Source organism: Candidatus Aminicenantes bacterium (assembly GCA_026393855.1).
Taxonomy (GTDB): Bacteria; Acidobacteriota; Aminicenantia; order Aminicenantales; family UBA4085; genus UBA4085.
In genome coordinates, this window is sequence record JAPKZJ010000068.1 from 92,713 (window position 1) to 109,797 (window position 17,085).

Genomic DNA, 17,085 nt, shown 5'->3' on the forward strand with positions numbered 1-17,085 from the left:
CCCCGGCTTATTTCGAGGCTGCCTCCCCTTTCTTGATATAGGGCACGCCATCGGTCAGCCATTTCGGCGCCGGCGCGCCCTTGAGATAGTGGTCGAAGAACTCGAAGAACCGGGTGGTCAGGTCCCTCCGGTTGGCCATCCCACGCAGGCCGTGCCCTTCGTTGGGGTACGCAAGCAGCACAGCCTTCTTGCCGTGGTAGCGGAGGGCGTTGTAGAAAGCGAGCGAATTGATGAACCCGACGGTCGGGTCGGACGTCCCGTGCATAATCAGGAACGGCGCGGTCGCTTGGGGCACATGGGTCAGCGCCGATTCGTTGCGGTACCGATCGGGCTGGTCCCAGGGTGAAAAGCCCCAGCGGCCCTGGTCATAGAGATAGTAATTGAACGCGGTCTCGCCGCTCCCGCCTTGGTATCCGTATCCCCAGCCCCAAGGCATGCTGAAATCGTTGGTCAGGTCCACGACGCCGGCCCCCATCCCGACGGCGGCAAACATCTTGGACATCGTTCCGATGAAGGCCGCGCCCTCGCCGCTGTAGCTGTGGCCGGAGACGGCGATGCGCTTGGGATCGACGATGCCCATCTCGATGACCTTGCGGGTGGCCGCCTCGACACACTCCAGCATGTCGGTGTGCGAAGAGCCGGTGCGGAAATGGATGTCCGGCAGCAGGGTGATGTAGCCATCGCTCACCGCCTGGACCGGCATCCGGCCCATGCTGGGGAGAAAGGCCGGGGCACTGTAAACGTGCATGTTCTGTGAGTTCTTCTCGTAGAACATGACCATCATGGGCCGCTTCTCGCCCGGCTTATAGTCGTCCGGGACGGCCAGGATGCCCTGCAGGCGGACGCCATCCTTGTTCGTGAAGTCGAAGAGGCGCCGATGGCCCCACAGGAAGTCCTTCTGCTGCGGGTTGGCGTCGGAGATCTTCCGGGCGTCCTTGAAGCCGGGCCCGGATACGCGCAGATCGGGGAACTCGACGAATGTCTGGCGGGTGAAGAGGAAGGTGTCCGCCTTCATGGCCCGGACGGGATTGCCGAAGGAGGCGTCCTCGAAAACGAACTCCTTCAAGCCGCCGCCGGATAGCTCATAGTAGCCCGATTTCTTCGTCCACTCCCCATACGCCGACAGCAGGACCGGCTTGTCCAGGTCGATCGTGTTCCGCGGGCCGACAAAGCGCGGAACGATCGGGTCCGCCGGTTCGGGGCGGAGGATACGGAAGCGGATCTCGGCCTTCGCCCCGACGCCGTTGGTCAGATTCTTGGGGGCGGAGCCGTCCAGCGGTACGAGCCACAGGTCGTAGCGGTGCTGGGCGACGACCGCCCGGCCGTCTTTGGTGTAGCCGGCGATGCCATAGGACGGCTTTGTCCCCGGGTGGTCGTACTCGAGGTCAGCGAAACCCGATTTGCCGACCGTGCCGAGCGCCTTGGACGTGCCCGCAGCGAGATCATAGGCCATGATCCGGCCGTCCTTCCAGTAGAGGAAGTGCGCTCCGTGCGGGGTGATGCCGAAGACGTGCCTGCCGGTAAGCTGGCCCTTGACGATCAGCGTCCGCTCGCCGGTGGTCGTATCGACCCGGTAAATGTCCGCGGTCGGCAGGATCTTCTCGTTCCGGATATAGGCGCGTTCATCGAATCCGACGGCCCACTTGCCGTCCGGGCCGACCGTCAGATCCCGCATCGTCTCGTCCGCCAGGCGGATGAGCTTTTTCGCGGCGACGTCGAAGGCCTGGCGGAAGGTGAAATTTCGGTCCTGCTCGGCTCGGACCATCTGGGCGGACAAGACCCTCTCATCGCCCGTGTTCCAGACGTCCACATCCGGGGCTTCGTCCGTGGATTTGCGGGCCGGGTCGGGGGCCGGCACCTGCTCCTTGATCCCGAAGAAGACCCGCCGGTCGTCCTCGCTCCAGGCCAGGGCAGCCCGGTCGCTGACGACCCAGCCCTTGGGGAAGCCTTCGGCTTTGTCGGGATCGAGGACGACAGGAGCGGGAACGCTCGCCCCATCCTTCAGCGCCGCGGGAACGTCCGGAAAGGCGAGGAGGACGTTCTTCTTCTCGCGCATCTTCTCCACCTCGACGCCCTTGAGCACGGCGAGGGCCTTCCCGCTCTCGCTCCAGGCCAGCCGGCCGTAGCTCTTGGCATCGTTGTCGAGGGGTATCGCGCGCCCGGAACGGGCGTCGAAGACAAAAACGCCGTTACCGTCCTTCACTCCGGCCTCTACGGTGTAGGCGAGCAGCTCGCCGGTCCGGTTGAAGGCAAAGTCGCCCATGCTGCCGAGGAGCTGGTGGCGGCCGGAGCCAAGGTCAAGCAGGATGGCGTCAAGCCCGCGTAACCCTGCGGACGCGCCGGGGACCGCGACACCGGACGCCGCTTGGGGTCCGCCACCGCCTCCTCTCTGGCCCGCGGGGGCGGCCGCCTCGCCCTCGCGACGGCGCAGGACGAGATGCGTAGACGTCGGGGCGAAGACGAAGGTCCCAATGTCCTGCCATGACCGGACTTCGCCGGTCGATAGGCTGCGCAGCTCGACCCGGCGCGGCGGAATCGCCGCCGCAGCCCCGCCGCGGCCGCCCTGGCCGACTTGGGCGGCGGGCGCTTCGGCCGGGGCGGGCGAGGGAGCCATCGCCCCCGGGGTGGCCGGGGACGTCCCCCCGGAGGAGCCGCGGCCGGCCCGAGCCCGTTGGGCGGCGCCGGGGTCCACTTGGTAGGCGATCCACTTCGAATCCGGCGAGAAGACCGCACCTGAAGCGTCGGTGACAGTCACCTCCGCATTCGTCTCGAGGTTCAGGAGGTGGAGGACAGGCTTGGTCTCAGCCGGAGCGACGTTCGTGATCTCGAGGATGTAGGCGACCCATTTCCCGTCGGCCGAGATCGCCTGACCGGAGATCGTCCGCCATTTCGCGTAATCATCGACGGTCATGGCTTTCTTGGCTGCGGTCGGGGCCTGGGCCGTCAGCGGGAGCGCGGCAAGTCCTACCGAGAGGGCCAGGATCAAAGCCAAGGAAAAAGCGGGGATCGAGCGAAATCTCGAGTCGGGGATGTTCATAGGGGCTCCTCGATGGGCATGGGCGGTAACCGCCCGCCATCTTAAAGGGCCTATCGTGAGAAAGTCAAACCGAGTATCCCCGGTATTATTGTTCCCAGATCCGCAGTCCCGGAACCTGGGCGAAATGGGCGTCGAACGCGACCAGAACCGAGCCCGTCTCCATGGCCTGGGCGGCGATCCAGACGTCGTTGATCGGAATCGGCCGTCCGGCTTGGCGCAGGGCGGACCAGATTCTGGCATAGCAATCAGCGGTCTCTTCGCTTGCGGACAGGAAGGCGACCGACAACCCTCTCCTCCAACGGGAACGAGCCGGCGCGCGGCCGCGGCGCGAGAAAAAAGATACGGCACCGCAGCGAATATGATAATTTATCGCTGATGGAAGCCCGGGAATACCAAGCCCATTTCGAGCTCGAGGAGCGGCACTGGTGGTTCCGCTCGCGCCGCCGCCTGGCCTTTCGGATTCTCGGACGCGCCCTGCCACGCGACGGCTCCCCGCGAATCCTGGACGCGGGCTGCGGCACGGGCATCAACCTGGCCGGGATGGCCCGCTTCGGTCGCGTCTCCGGCTGCGATTTCGCCACTGAAGCGCTGGCCTTCTGTCGTCAGCGCGGACTGGATGGCCTTGTCCGCGCCGACGTCAATCGGCTCCCCTACCGGGAAGATGCCTTTGACCTAGTGACCTTTTTCGACGTCCTCTATCACCAGGCCGTGACCGATGATGCGGCCGTACTGCGGGATGCGTTCCATATCTTAAAGCCGGGCGGATACGTCCTGATCATGGACTCGGCTTTCGATTTCCTGCGCGGCCCGCACGATGCGGCCATGCACGGAGCCCGCCGCTACACCAGGCGGGAGCTTGTGGCCAAATGCGAGGCGGCGGGGCTGCAACCCGTTCACGCCACCTATTTCTATATGACGACATTCCCGGCCGTTTATTTAAAGCGGAGAGTCGAGCGCCGGCGCGCCGCCCGGCATCCGGAGATGGAGACTCGTTCCGACCTGGCCCCCACCGCCCGCCCAATCAATGCCGTCCTTGGCGGCCTGCTCGGCCTGGAGGGCCGTTGGGCCTCCCGCCGTCGCCTGCCGTTCGGGAGCTCCGTCGTCGTCCTGGCCCGCAAACCGAAGCTTACTTCTTGACTTCGGTGAACTTGGCCGCGGCCTTGAGATCGGTGATCAGCTTGTCGTAGGCGGCCGCCTGCATCCGGTTCTTGAGGCTTTCGGTCAGTTGGGCCTTGACCTCCTCGAACGGGGCCGTTTCCTTCTTGCGGTTCTCGACCTTGATGATGTGGAAGCCGTAGTTAGTCTCGACGACATCGCTGATCTGGCCCACCGGCACGGTGAAGGCCGCGTCCTCGAAGGCCTTGACCATCTTGCCGCGCGGGAAGTCCTCATACAGGCCGCCGGTCTGCTTGGAGCCGGCGTCCTCGGTCAGCTCGGTGGCCAGGGCGGCGAAATCCTCGCCCTTTTTGGCTCGGGCCAGGATGCCTTCCATCTTCTTCCGGATCTCGGCCTTCTCAGCGTCTTTCTTATCCTGGGTCAACAAAAGGATATGGCGCACGGTGGCGGTCTTGTCTTCGGCATAAGCCTTCTTAAGGTCTTCATCGGCGACCTTGATCGAGGCGAAGACCTGAGTCTCGAAGTACTTCTGGATCAGCCGATCGTCGCCGATCGTCTTCTTGACGAAATCCAGGCTGACGCCGTTGGTCTTGAGGGCTTCCAAGAACTGGGTTTCGCCACCCGAGCCTGCATACTGGTCGTCCATGGCCTTCTTGAGCTCTTCGGGGGTCACCGCGACCTTGGCTTTGGCCGCGGCGGCCAGCAAGAGCGTCCGCTCGCCCACCTGTACGGCGGCCCGGCCCAGAGCAGGCTTCAATTGCGCGGCGGGCATGGACTTGAGTTGAGCAGTCCCATTGCCCATGGTCCCCTGAATAACCTCGACGACGTCGCCTACGGTGACCGTGAAGCCCTTGGCCGTGACCAGCACGGCGTTTTTGTCGGGATCGAATTCCGGGACGATAGCGGCCAGATCCTTGGCCAGCTGATAGGCCGGCGTGCCCTGGACCAGCTTGGTCCCTTCGACTTTCTTGGGGGAGCAGGAAACGGCGGCCAGGGCCGCGATCAAGAGTAGGACGACTGTTTTCTTCATTAGAATCTCCTCGGATTAGCTCGGCAGAATGGGATAGTTAACCACAGTCGCGGGGGGAAAGACAAAGGATTTTTTACACGCGCTTCTGATATAATGTTGCGGCCATGCACACTACGAAGAGCCTTCTCCGCGCCCGGCTCGGCGACGCCCTCATCGGCGCCTACCCCGTCGGACTCGACGACATCGACTTCATCGTCCCGCCCCAGCCCAAGATGGGCGACCTGGCCTTGACCCTCCCCTTCGGGCTGGCCAAGCGCCTGAAGCTCAATCCCCGGGCCCTGGCCCAAGAGATGATGGCGGATGGAAGTCGCGGGCGCCGGCTACATCAATTTCTTCCTGGACAAGGACGCCTTTCTGGCCGCCCGCTTGGCCGCCGCCGGAACGACCGCTCTCCGCCCGGCCGAGCGCAAGGTCATCGTCGAACACACCAATATCAACCCCAACAAGGCCGCCCATATCGGCCATCTCCGCAATACCTGCCTGGGCGACACGCTGGTCCGCTGCCTGCGCTTCAAGGGCGAGGCCGTGGAAGCCCAGAACTACATCGACGACACCGGCGTCCAGGTCGTCGACGTCGTCTACGGCTTCCTGGAGATCGAGAAGAAAACCCTGGCCGACCTCGACGCGATCGAACGCTTCGACTTCTACTGCTGGAACCTTTACGCCAAGACGGCGTCCTTCCTCGAGAAAAGCCCCGCCGCCCAAGCCCGCAAGGCCGAGATCCTCAAGGCCGTCGAGCACGGCCAGGGCGAAGCCGGGGCCATGGCCCGGGCGGTCTCCCACCGCATCCTGCGGGCCCACCTGGCAACCATGAAGCGGATCGGCGCGACTTACGACGTCCTGCCCTGCGAGAGCAGCATCCTGGGCCTTCGGTTCTGGGAGAAGGCCTTTGCCCGCCTTAAACAAGAAGGTGCCATCACCCTGGCCTCGGAAGGCCCCAACGCCGGCTGCTGGGTCATGCGCCTGGAGGACGAGGAGGACAAGGACAAGATTATCGTTCGCTCCAACGGCACCGTGACCTATGTCGGCAAGGACATCGCCTATCAGATGTGGAAGTTCGGCCTCCTGGAACAGGACTTCTACTATGAGCCGTTCGAAGAGGACGAGGGCCGGACGATCTGGATGAGCTCCGCCTCTCCGAATGATCGCGACATCCATTTCGGCGGCGGAACCAAGGTCTACAACGTCATCGACACCCGCCAGTCCTACCTGCAAAAAGTCGTCGTCCAAGGGCTGCGGGCGCTCAAGTTCGAGGCCCAGGCGGCCAAGTCCATCCACTTCTCCTACGAGATGGTGGCCCTCTCGCCGCGCAGTCTCAAGGAGCTGGGCTATGTCGTGGCGGCGGAGGACGAGGGCAAGGCCTTTCACGAGGTCTCGGGCCGCAAAGGGCTGGGCGTTAAAGCCGACGACCTGCTGGACAAGCTCGAGGCCAACGCCTTCGCCGAAGTCGACAAGCGCAACCCCGGCCTGACCGAGGAGGCCAAACGCCGCACAGCCCGCGACATCGCCCGCGGAGCGCTGCGCTACTTCATGCTCAAGTTCACCCGCAACGCCTTGATCATCTTCGATTTCGACGAGGCTTTAAGCTTCGAAGGCGAGACCGGCCCCTACCTCCAGTACACCGCCGTGCGCATGAACAGCATCTTCCGCAAGCTGGAGGAGCGCGAGGGCTTGACCCTCGACGACGTCGGGCGGAAAGGCCGCGAGAATCCCCCCTCCCTGGCCGGACTGCCGGCCCAGGAGCTGGCCGATTTCTGGGGGCTCATCACCCTGGCCGCCCAATTCGACGACGAGGTCCTGCTCTCAATCGAAGCCCTGGAATTCAATCACTTGGCCAAGTTCGCCTTCGCCTTGAGCCAGGCCTGCAACGGCTACTACCATAAATATCCGATCCTCAACGAGGAAAATCCGGATCTCAAGGCCGCCCGCCTGCTGGCAATCTACGCCGCCCGCGACGTCCTGGTCAGGGCCCTGGACCTGATGGGCATCCCTGTGCCCGAGCGGATGTGACGTCCCTGTCTTCGAGCGCGGAAAGGGCCTGGACTCCCCTCATTTCGAATTCGCCGGCATCTTTTTTACGGTGATATCGGCCGATGTCTCCAGCTTGAGGGTGACGCCGCCCGTGCCGCTGTCGAACCGCACGGTCTGGCCGTTGGAGGAACCCGCATTCTGAAGGGAGACGGGGGTGTTGGTGTTGATTTTTCCGAATTGCGTCTTGGCCGTCCCCTGAAAATCGACCCCCGCCGGCAGCGTGATGAGAATCGGCATGAAGGAAGTTTTGATATCGATGACACTGCCGGCCGGGAGGGACTTGATCGCATCGATATCGACCGAGCTCGATTCGCCCACGACGGAAATCGATCCGGACGTCCCCCGCAGGGTAACATTCTTGAAGGAATTCCTGACGGTGACCGCTCCACCGATGTCTTCGGCCAGGACGGCTGTCGATTCACCCTCGATTTTTAGGTCACGGCCGATGTTGCGGGCTTCGACGGCGCTGAATGAGGTCTTGATCGTCGCTCCGGCTTTTACGCCCGTGGCCGTGACCTTGGCGGATTGGGATTGAACGTTCAGGGCACCGCCGACGCCGGTGACGAGGACATCCTTGAACGACGACTTGATGTCGACGTCCTTGGCCGCGTCCCGGATCGTCACGGCCAGCGATTCGCCCTCTACGGTCAAGCGGCCATGGATACGGGCTGCCTCAATTGATTGGAAGGAGCTTTTAAGAGAGGCCTCGCCGCCGATGTCCTCGGCTTTAATCGCCGAGGAGTTGCCGATCACGCGCAAGCCTCCCTTGACGTTCGTGACCTTGATCGGCTTGTAGCCGCTGGCGATCGCGGCGTCCCGGGAGACGTTGTCGACCGTCACCTCGAGGCTTTCGCCGGCGATATCCAGCCGGCCCTGAACGCCGCGGACATCGATCGTTTTAAAGGACGAAGTGATCCGGCAATCTCCGGCCACGTCGGACCCGACGACACCGGCGCTTTCCGAGGTCACGGTGAGAGGGCCCCCGATCTTCGCGAAATGGATGTCCTTGAAGCTGTTGCGGATATCGGTTTTCCCGGCGATGTTTTCGGCCTGGATCTCGCCGCTCTCGCTGCGGATGTCGGCCGGCCCCTTGAAATCGACGACCCGCACCGCACCGAAGCTGTTTTGGACCTTCAGCTCGCCGCCGCAGCCGTCGGCGCGAACTTCGCCGCTTTCATTGCGCAGTCCGATCCGTCCGTTGACGCCCCGGACGGCGAGATTGCCGAAACGGTTGTGAACGTCCAGAGACAGGGAGGCCGGCACATGGACCTCGACCCGGGCCGCGTAGGAGAGGTTCCAGCGGCCGGTGCGAATGGCCTGGCCGATTCTGCCGAGAGAGCCGGCTTGACGCCGATCCCAATCCATGGGCGACGTAAAACGCAGGGCCAATCCGGCCGTCTCGGGCTCGATCGTCATCTTGACGTTGTCCAGGAATTCCTTGATGAATTCGGGGTCGGAATCGCCGACTTCGACGATGGCCTCAACCGCGATCCGGGCTTGATCCCAGGCCGAAATCGTCACCTGGGCCTGAATCGGGTCGATCCGCAGCGTTTGGCCCGGCCCGCAGGCCGATTCCGCGGCCAGCTTCCTGGTCTGGACGTTGCGGGCCTCGGGGCCAAGCCGGCCTGTCCGCTCGGCGCTTGTCGCGGCCGGGGCCGCGGCATTCGTCCAGGACGCGACAAAAGCCAGGATCAGAAGCACAAAGAAGGCTTTGTTTTTCATGGACAGCTCCTTGATGGATCGATTCAATTCTTCGCCCCCAACACGTCGGTTAGGGTCTGTTGCTTATCTTGCAGCGCAGCCAACAGGTAGCGCTGGATGTGGGCGTTGGCCCGATTCTCGGACAGGGCCGTTCGGCACCTTTCGATCTGAGCGTCGATCACCGTCAGCTTGCCCCTGTAAAGGGACATCATCGACAGATCCATGGACGCGATTTTCGGCCGGGCCTGGCGTTCCAGAGCCTCGATGGCGGAGCGATACGCTTGTTCCGCGATTTCGGCTTTGGCCAGGACGTCGCCGACCAGAAGCCCCGAGGGGGGCGCCGGCTTCGGCAGCCAAAGGAGGCCCAAGACAACCGCGAGCAATAGAGCGGCCGCGGCCGGAATAAGGAGCGGCCGGCGGCGCCAGAAAAAAGCCGTCCAGAGCCGCCGCGGGGGAACGGCCTTGGCCGCGCCCACCGCCGGGCGCGCTTTTTCCTCCCGCAGCGATGTCTCGATGCGGCCCCAAAGAGGCTCCGTTTCGACCGGATGGCGGAGAGAAACGATTTCCCGGTCCAGACGCTCGTCGAGGGCCGCCTGCTCTCGGCAGGCGGCGCAAGTCCGGAGATGCCGGGCGAATTCGTCCTCGGCCATGGCTCCGCTTTGACGAGTTTCGTATTTTTCGCAGATCATGATGTGCCTCCCCGCGGATTGAAGCCGAGCCATATCCGCAATTTCCGGCGGGCCCGATGGACATTGGTCTTGACCGTCCCCACGTTGACGCCGAGCATGTCGGCCACTTCTTCCTGGGAGAACTGCTCGACGGCGAACAGGACGAAACAGGCCTTCATCTGGGCCGGGAGACGATCGACGGCCGCCTCCAAGCCGGGATCTTTCTCCTGGCTTGAGGAGATCGCCCCCAGCGTTTCCAGATCCACATCATCGGCCGCGGCCGGCGGCCGCTTGCGCAGCGCGTCGATGCAGGTGTTGTTCAAAATCCGAAACAGATATGTGCTGAGGCGGGCGCCGAGGCGAAAGCCGCCGATCCCCCGGAACAGCTTCATGAACGTCTCCTGGACGGCGTCTTCGGCTTCCTGGGGGGAGCCCAGCATCCGCTGGGCCGTCCGCAGGAGAGGCGGGCTATAGCGGTCGTAAATCCGCCTGTAGGCGGCCAGATCGCCGGCCAGGCAGCGCTCGATAATTCGATGTTCGTCCTGGATGTCCATGGGGGAATGATACCGTATCTCCGCTCTGTTAGACGGGAAAAGGGGAGGTTTCGTTGACCGGACCGGAAAACAATCGTCGGGATTATTTCCCTGGCTTCTTCGACGGCCGTTTTCCGATCTCCGCCACGGCCCTTTCAAGAACAGTGTCTCGGCCGGCCCGGTAGTCGGCAACCGTGGGATAGGTCATGATCTGCGGCTTGACGCCGACTCCCACGAACTCCCGACCGTCGGCATAGGTGTTGTGCTTGGAGCAGACAAATCCCGCGCCCCCGCTCGGAAGGCTGAAGCGGAGCGGATTACCGGTGCTGCCGCCGCTCGGTTCCCCGATCATCGTTCCCCGTCCGCTCTGGTCGAAAGCGACGAGAAAGTCCTCGGCCGCGGAGAAAGTCCTGGCGCTCGTCAGGACGACCACCTGCCCCGCATAATGATGGTCCGGGTCAATGGGCTCCCGTTCAGCCGCTTCGACGTAGAGACGATCGGGGCGGCCCCAGGACCGGAAAGCCGGTTTATAGTCGCGGGTCGACCAGTACTCGCCGATAAACGGCTCCCTGGCCAAGACGGCCATGACCCTGTAACCGATGTTGGAATTGCCGCCGCCGTTTTCCCTCAGGTCGAGAATCAGGGTCTCGGACGCGGAGAACTCCGGGAAGCGTTTTAAAAACTCGTCGACGGTCGCATCGTCCTGGAAGCTGTTCAAGGCGATGTAAGCGATATTCCCCGGCAGCATCCGGAATTCGAAGGGCGCCGGGTCCGGCGCAAGCCTATCAATCTCCGGCAAAGAGAGGCGTCGGACGGTCCGTTCGATCGTTCGTCCGTCTGCCGTCGCCAGAGTCAGTTTGACCGGTTCGGCGAGCTCCCCGTTCAGCAGAGACCGCTCATAGGCCAGGATGTCCAAGTACTGCGGCGTGGAGGAGGATTTAAGCGGAAGCACGTATTTTTCTGCGTACGAACGCACCGGGAGCCCGTCGATCTTGACGATTTCCATGCCCCTGGCGATGCCCATCTTCCCAATCTCGGGATCATAGACCCTGTCCACCAGGACCCGACCCTCGATGAAGCGGGTCCGGAGGCCCATCCACCCAGCCCGAGTTTTCGAATATTCCAGGGGCATGATGATATAAGTGTGGCCGTCCTGGAGCTTCGCGCAGAGCTCCCGAAGGACCTGGTAATACTCGGCCGTGGAGCGCGCGGCCCGGACCCGGGGGATGAAGCGGATGTAAAGGGCGTCCCAGTCCAGGGCGGCCAGCTTCTCGGGAAAGGCGAAGTTGTACTTGACCTCGGACCAAAACCTGGACAACCCGGCGATCCGTGTCTCTTCCGACAGCTCTTCGGCATAGGGAACGCTCCAAGCCGGCGAATCCCACATCGCCTGCACGTACTTGGCGTTCTTCTCGAAGACCGCCAGAACCGGTTCCCATCGCGGGTCGGTCCGGAGCGATTCGAGATCGGTGCCCTTCCGGGCGTGATCGGCATCGGACCAGCCGAGCTCCCCGGCTTTTTTCAGGAACTCGAAGGCTCTATCCCGGCCACCGATGAGGGCGTAGCAGCAGGCCGCCTCGTAGGCGGCGCCGTAGTCGTCGGATCCGGCGGCGAAGGCTTTCTCGTACAGGGCCGCGGATTGGGCGAACTGCTTGCGGCCATAGGCTTGGCCGGCTTGCTTGACGAATTCATCGGCGCTCTGGGCCCAGGCGGCCGTGCCGATGAGGAGGAGGGAGACAAGAATCGCGGCACATCTTTTCACGGGGCCTTCCTTTCTCGATCGATTCCATAGATAGACCCAGACGGGCCGGCCGGCGACGCCGGATGATACGAATTGCATCCCGGAAGTCCACGGCAAAACAAAATCGCAGGTCCGCTCTGTTAGACGGGGAAAGCGGCGGTTTCGTTGACCGGGCCCCCAAACAATCGTCCGGACTATTTCCCTGGCTTCTTCGACGGCCGTTTTCCGATCTCCGCAACGGCCCTTTCGAGAACGGTGTCTTTGCCGGCCCGATAGTCGGCGACCGTAGGAGATGCCGCAATCTGCGGCTTGACGCCGACGCCCACGAACTCCCGGCCGTCGGCATAGGCGTCATGTTTGGAACAGACCAGCCCGGTTCCCCCGCCCGGAAGGCTGAAATTGAGGGGATTGCCGGTGCTGCCGCCGCTCGGCTCGCCGATGATCGTCCCCCGTCCGCTCTGGTCGAAGGCGACGAGAAAGTCCTCGGCCGCGGAGAAGGTCCGGGGGCTCGTCAGGACGATCACCTGCCCCGCATAATGATGATCTGGATCGACGGGCTCCCGTTCGGCCGCTTCGACGTACAGGCGGTCGGGACGTCCCCAAGACCGGAAAGCCGGCTTGTAATCGCGGGTCGACCAGCGTGAGCCCAGGAACGGTTCCTTGGCCAAAGCGGCCATGATCCTGTAGCCGACGTTGGTATTGCCGCCGCCGTTCTCCCGCAGGTCGAGGATCAGGGCCTTAGCGGCGGCGATCTCGGCGAAATGCTTAAAGAACACATCGGCGGTCTGATCGTCCATGAAGCTGTTCAGGGCGACACAGGCGATATTCCCGGCCAGAATCCGGAATTCGAAGGGCGCCGGCCGCGGGTCAGGCGCCAGCTTGGTTAACGCGGGGAACGTGAGGCGCGGGACAGTCCGTTCCATCGTCCGTCCGTCTTCCGTCGCCAGGGTCAGCTGGACCGGTTCGGAGAACGCCCCGATCAACAGAGACCGCTCATAGGCCAGGATGTCCAAATACTGCGGCGTAGAAGAGGATTCGCGGGGCGAAACGTATTTCTCCGCGTACTGACGAGTCGGGAGCCCGTCGATCTTGACGATTTCCATGCCTTGGGCGATACCCTGCTTCCCCAGCTCGGGGTCCCAGAGCTTGTTCACCAGAACCCGGCCCTCGACGAGGCGGGTCTGAAGGCCCGGTCGTCCGGCCCAAGTCCGCCAGTATTCCTGGGGCATGATGATATTGGTATGGCCGTCCTGGAGCTTGGCGCAGAGCTCCTGGAGGACCCGGTAATACTCGACCGTCGAGCGCGCGGCCCGGACCTTGGGAAGGAAGCTGATATAAAAAGCGTCCCAGTCCAGGGCCGCCAGCTTCTCGGGGAACGCGAAATTGTACTTGACCTCGGACCAGAGCCTGGACAACCCGGCGATCCGGAGCTCTTCCGACAGCTCTTGGGCGTAAGGAGCGTTCCAGACAGACGAAGCCCATAGGACTTGCGCGCCCTTGGCGTTCTTATCGAAGCACGCCAGGGCCGGCTCCCACCGCGGGTCGGTCCGGAGCGATTCGAGGTCGGCGTCCTTCCGGGCATGGTCGGCGTTCTTCCAGCCGTATTCCCCGGCTTGGTTCAGGAAGGCGAAGGCTTTGTCCCGAGCGCCGCTGAGCGCATAGCAGCAGGCCGCATCGTAGGCGGCGCCGGCGTCGTTGGAGCCGGCGGCGAAGGCTTTTTCGTAAAGGGCCGCGGCTTGAGCGAACTGTTTCCGGCCCTGGGCTCGGCTCGCTTGCCGGATGAATTCATCGGCGCTTTGGGCCCAGACGATCGAGGCGATAATGAGAGTAGAGACAAGAACGGCGATATATTTCCTCACGCGATGATCCTCCCCGACAATTTAAGACGCTTTATCCTGCCAAATAGTTGGCAGAAAGCGGTGCGCTTATTAACAATTGGCGTCCCGATCCGGCCGCGTTATACTACAAGATGTCCTATCCTGAAGAAAGACGAGCATAAAAATGAATCTGATCATCCGGGGCGCGCGGATGGGCGTCCGCAAGCCCGAAAGAATGTGACTCGTGCGCATCGGAGTCTGCGGCATCGCCTGCGAGAAATGTCCCCGCCGGACGGCCGGCCAGTGCCCGAATGGGCCCGACGGTTGCCGGCCCAAGGCCAACCCCTTTTGCGCCGTCGCCACATGCGCCCTGTCCAAGGGACAGGTCCTCTGCTTCGAGTGCCCGGAGTTCCCCTGCGAGGTCACAGCCAAGGGCCCGATCAGCGCCGGGTACTGCGGCTACATCGCCATGAAGGGCTGACGGTTCCCGAGCACATCCTCAATTCCCTATGAAGCCCCGCCTTCCCCGAGAGGCGCCCCTTCGGACCCGAATCAAGTATACGTCTGGGAATGACTGCGCTATACTAAAGTTTACCGTCAAGAAGAGAGGCCGTCATGAAAAACTCATTCATCGTCATCCTCAGCCTGCTGATCATCGGGCTTGCGTCCGCCGGATTCTCCCAGCAAAAGGACGAAAATAATTGCAAGGACCATCCGATGTTCAACCGGATGCCGGGGTCCTGGATTCACAGCTGCTCGGAGAAGGAGTTCGACTCGTTCGCCTTCCCCGTCGGGAAAGGCAAGACCGAAACGATCGAAGGGCATCTCTGGAAGATCAATTACTACCCGCAAGCCTCCGCCGCCGCAAAGCCCAGCGAGCTTCAGATCATGCGCAACTTCGAAGACGCCATAAAGAATCTGGGCGGAACCGTCGTCTGGAGTGAAAAGCCCCGCTCGACCATGAAGCTGGTCAAGGACGGCAAGGAGGTCTGGGTCCTGTTGGCCGCCGAGTTCACCGGCAAGTATTTCCTGACCATCGTCCAGAAGGAGGCCATGGTCCAGGACATCACGGCCAAGGCCGAGCTCCTGGCCCGGGGGCTTCAGACGGACGGGCATATGGCCATCCAGGGCATTTATTTTGACACCGGGAAGTCCGACCTCAAGCCCGAGTCGGCCGCGGCGGTCGGCGAGATCGCCAAGCTTCTCAAGGCCGATCCGCCGCTAAAGGTCTTCGTCGTCGGACACACCGACACAGTCGGCTCCATGGAATCGAACCTCGCCTTATCCCAGAGCCGGGCTCAGTCTGTTCTCCAGGCGCTCATCCGCGACCACGGCATCGACGCCGCCCGGCTGAAAGCGCACGGCTGCGGACCCTTCGCGCCGGTCGCCACGAACGGGACCGAGGAAGGGCGGGCTAAGAACCGGCGGGTCGAGTTGGTCAAACAATAAGCCGGCCGTCGCGTTTCGTCGCCCAAATCCATGCTTCGGATTAGCGGCGGTCCGGTTGCGCCTACGCCAAAGGCGTCGCCCTATGCTTCGCATGTCCGGAGTCACCCGCCCAGGGCCCGATCAGCGCCGGATACTGCGGCTACATCGCCATGAAGGCCTGACCGGGCCGCGGGGGCGAAACAGCGAGCGGAGATCGGAGGGGCGATCGACGGCGAAGTCGGGATTCATCGTTTTCCGTTCGTTCTCGTTCCTTGCTCGGGCCGATCGACGATGAGCTTGATTCCGTAAGGAACCAGCGCGATCCCCATCAAAAAAGACGCGCTCAAGTTGATCGCTTCCATCCCATCCGGCGTGCCGACCAGCAGCACTCCTATCAGGAACAGGACCCCCTGCCAGCGCGGGAGCGCCCGGGTTTTAAGCAAAGCCACAGCCTGAATCGCGAACCCGACCGGCAGGGCGACAAATCCCCACAGCAGCGCAAGCCAGCCCGCTTTTGAAAACATCGCCAGCAGGCCCGGCAGAAACTGAGCGAATACGCCCTCCGGTAACGTGTCCAACGCGCTCATCGTCAGGCACAGCGCCCCCTTGTCCGCCGCCAGCATCAGCGCGCCGAAAATCGCCAGCGCCGCGCCGACGAGCCCGGCCCAGCCCGCCGCGTGGCGATCTAAGACGCTTTTAAACCTGAGCGCGATCACTACTAAAAGCCCGGTGCTCAGCGTCACCAGCACATGCCCAAACTGCAACAGGCTGTCCCCATGCGCGCGTTGGATCAGCTCTTGCGGCCCGAGCAGACGCGGGGCCAACAGGCCCGGATGAATCGCGAAGGCGAATATGAACACCAGCGGAAAGAGAACGAAAGCCAGACCCGTACCGATGCGTTTGACCGCTTCCAAATAGGTTGGGGATGGAAGAGCCGTTTCAAGTTGTGTTTTCAAATGTTTCTCCTTGATTAGCAAGTGCAAACCAACTATATAGATCAAAAAAGAGAGCTATCGTTTTGCGGCTTGCAAGGCTTTGCCTAACAACCTCGCCAGTTGTCCCACTTCCCTCTCATCGAGTTGCGCGGCCAGTAAATCCGCCAAACGTTTGTGTACGTCCGCGTGGTTCCGACTGAAATCTACGGCTTTGGCCGTCAAAATCATATGATATGTTCGCCGGTCTTCGTGGTCTTGAACCTTTTGTATATATCCCTTTCTGATCAGCGTCCCGACAATAGCCGTCACCGAAGGCTTGGTCACCTTCAGTTCGTGCGCCAGGTCGCTAAAAGTGGGATTTTCCATGCTGATGATGGTGTTGAGATAATACATCTGACGCATGGAAAGCTCGGCCAAACGCCCGTCGGCAAGCGCTTGCGACTCCAGTTCGGCCATCAGGCGGCTGGCCAATTCGACCACTATTTCGAGGTTGGTAGGGTCGGCCATTTGTGAATCTCGCTTTATCAATTATTATTAGTTAGAGTGAACTTACTATACACCCCTGTTTTTTAGAATGTCAAGCAAGAATGATAATTATTTGCGCCGGCGGAATTCTTAAATGAACCGATACTGGATGAAAGCCTCCGGGCCGCCGGGGATCGCTTCGGCGATCAATTGCGGGGCCATCGCGCGTTCGTCGTCCGACAGGGAGCCGCAGTCTACATCCGGCTCTATCGCTAGGCTTAGGCCGCTTTATAAATCAAGCCGAGCCCGGGATTGACCGGCGGCCCGATTTTTTTATAATGATCCTTTGAAAGTCCCGCCGGGCTCGCCGCAACGAACGGCTCGGCGGCCTTGTTCTATTCGTATCGGCGCGACGCGGGCTGCGTCTACGAAAGGAGGCCTATGCATGATCGCAGTTGAGCATCTGGTCAAGAAATACGGTGATCTTGTCGCCGTCCGGGATCTGAGCTTCACGGTCGAGAAAGGCTGCATCTGGGGCCTGCTCGGACCGAACGCGGCCGGCAAGACGACCACCATGCGCATC

15 protein-coding genes and 1 pseudogene are annotated in these 17,085 nt (G+C 62.4%); 6 read left to right on the forward strand and 10 right to left on the reverse strand.

The window, feature by feature from the left end; all coding sequences use genetic code 11:
• Positions 1 to 7: 7 nt before the first annotated feature.
• Together NTZ26_07620 and NTZ26_07625 are read right to left on the reverse strand one after the other, a co-directional pair.
• Positions 8 to 3,037, reverse strand: coding sequence for a prolyl oligopeptidase family serine peptidase (locus NTZ26_07620; protein ID MCX6560369.1), 3,030 nt, complete (start codon positions 3,035 to 3,037; stop codon positions 8 to 10).
• An 85-nt stretch (positions 3,038 to 3,122) separates the two neighbouring features.
• Complete coding sequence (locus tag NTZ26_07625) at positions 3,123 to 3,518, reverse strand: PIN domain-containing protein (protein MCX6560370.1); 396 nt, start codon at positions 3,516 to 3,518, stop codon at positions 3,123 to 3,125.
• On the opposite strand from NTZ26_07625, the gene NTZ26_07630 reads away from it, so the two are divergent.
• Positions 3,413 to 4,174, forward strand: coding sequence for a class I SAM-dependent methyltransferase (locus tag NTZ26_07630; protein MCX6560371.1), 762 nt, complete (start codon positions 3,413 to 3,415; stop codon positions 4,172 to 4,174). The genes NTZ26_07625 and NTZ26_07630 overlap by 106 nt on opposite strands.
• Here NTZ26_07630 and NTZ26_07635 read toward each other — a convergent pair.
• On the reverse strand, positions 4,164 to 5,183 hold the full coding sequence (locus NTZ26_07635) for a peptidylprolyl isomerase (protein ID MCX6560372.1): 1,020 nt from the start codon (positions 5,181 to 5,183) through the stop codon (positions 4,164 to 4,166). The two genes, NTZ26_07630 and NTZ26_07635, sit on opposite strands and share 11 nt — an antisense overlap.
• 104 nt (positions 5,184 to 5,287) lie before the next feature.
• Between NTZ26_07635 and NTZ26_07640 the strand changes: the two are divergent.
• A pseudogene (locus tag NTZ26_07640) lies at positions 5,288 to 5,419 on the forward strand (hypothetical protein).
• A 64-nt stretch (positions 5,420 to 5,483) separates the two neighbouring features.
• Complete coding sequence (gene argS, locus NTZ26_07645) at positions 5,484 to 7,193, forward strand: arginine--tRNA ligase (protein MCX6560373.1); 1,710 nt, start codon at positions 5,484 to 5,486, stop codon at positions 7,191 to 7,193.
• A 39-nt stretch (positions 7,194 to 7,232) separates the two neighbouring features.
• Here the strand turns inward: argS and NTZ26_07650 are convergent, their stop codons facing one another.
• The 5 genes from NTZ26_07650 to NTZ26_07670 form a co-directional block, all read right to left on the reverse strand.
• Positions 7,233 to 8,936, reverse strand: coding sequence for a hypothetical protein (locus tag NTZ26_07650; protein ID MCX6560374.1), 1,704 nt, complete (start codon positions 8,934 to 8,936; stop codon positions 7,233 to 7,235).
• Positions 8,937 to 8,959: 23 nt separating this feature from the next.
• Positions 8,960 to 9,604: a hypothetical protein gene (locus NTZ26_07655; GenBank protein ID MCX6560375.1), complete on the reverse strand. Its 645-nt coding sequence runs from the start codon at positions 9,602 to 9,604 to the stop codon at positions 8,960 to 8,962.
• Positions 9,601 to 10,137, reverse strand: coding sequence for an RNA polymerase sigma factor (locus NTZ26_07660; GenBank protein ID MCX6560376.1), 537 nt, complete (start codon positions 10,135 to 10,137; stop codon positions 9,601 to 9,603). The genes NTZ26_07655 and NTZ26_07660 overlap by 4 nt, the downstream gene beginning before the upstream one ends.
• Before the next feature lie 82 nt (positions 10,138 to 10,219).
• Positions 10,220 to 11,878: a S41 family peptidase gene (locus tag NTZ26_07665; GenBank protein MCX6560377.1), complete on the reverse strand. Its 1,659-nt coding sequence runs from the start codon at positions 11,876 to 11,878 to the stop codon at positions 10,220 to 10,222.
• Between the two features lie 173 nt (positions 11,879 to 12,051).
• On the reverse strand, positions 12,052 to 13,716 hold the full coding sequence (locus NTZ26_07670; GenBank protein MCX6560378.1) for a S41 family peptidase: 1,665 nt from the start codon (positions 13,714 to 13,716) through the stop codon (positions 12,052 to 12,054).
• Positions 13,717 to 13,918: 202 nt separating this feature from the next.
• On the opposite strand from NTZ26_07670, the gene NTZ26_07675 reads away from it, so the two are divergent.
• Together NTZ26_07675 and NTZ26_07680 are read left to right on the forward strand one after the other, a co-directional pair.
• Positions 13,919 to 14,155, forward strand: coding sequence for a DUF3795 domain-containing protein (locus NTZ26_07675; GenBank protein ID MCX6560379.1), 237 nt, complete (start codon positions 13,919 to 13,921; stop codon positions 14,153 to 14,155).
• 134 nt (positions 14,156 to 14,289) lie between these two features.
• Positions 14,290 to 15,123, forward strand: a complete 834-nt coding sequence (locus tag NTZ26_07680; protein ID MCX6560380.1) for an OmpA family protein — start codon at positions 14,290 to 14,292, stop codon at positions 15,121 to 15,123.
• A 224-nt stretch (positions 15,124 to 15,347) separates the two neighbouring features.
• On the opposite strand, the gene NTZ26_07685 is transcribed toward NTZ26_07680, so the two are convergent.
• Together NTZ26_07685 and NTZ26_07690 are read right to left on the reverse strand one after the other, a co-directional pair.
• The gene (locus tag NTZ26_07685) at positions 15,348 to 16,058 is read right to left on the reverse strand and encodes a hypothetical protein (GenBank protein MCX6560381.1); all 711 of its coding nucleotides are present in this window, start codon (positions 16,056 to 16,058) and stop codon (positions 15,348 to 15,350) included.
• Positions 16,059 to 16,112: 54 nt separating this feature from the next.
• Positions 16,113 to 16,544, reverse strand: a complete 432-nt coding sequence (locus NTZ26_07690) for a MarR family transcriptional regulator (protein ID MCX6560382.1) — start codon at positions 16,542 to 16,544, stop codon at positions 16,113 to 16,115.
• Between the two features lie 403 nt (positions 16,545 to 16,947).
• Between NTZ26_07690 and NTZ26_07695 the strand changes: the two genes are divergently transcribed.
• On the forward strand, positions 16,948 to 17,085 hold a 138-nt coding region (locus tag NTZ26_07695; GenBank protein MCX6560383.1), incomplete at its 3' end, for an ATP-binding cassette domain-containing protein.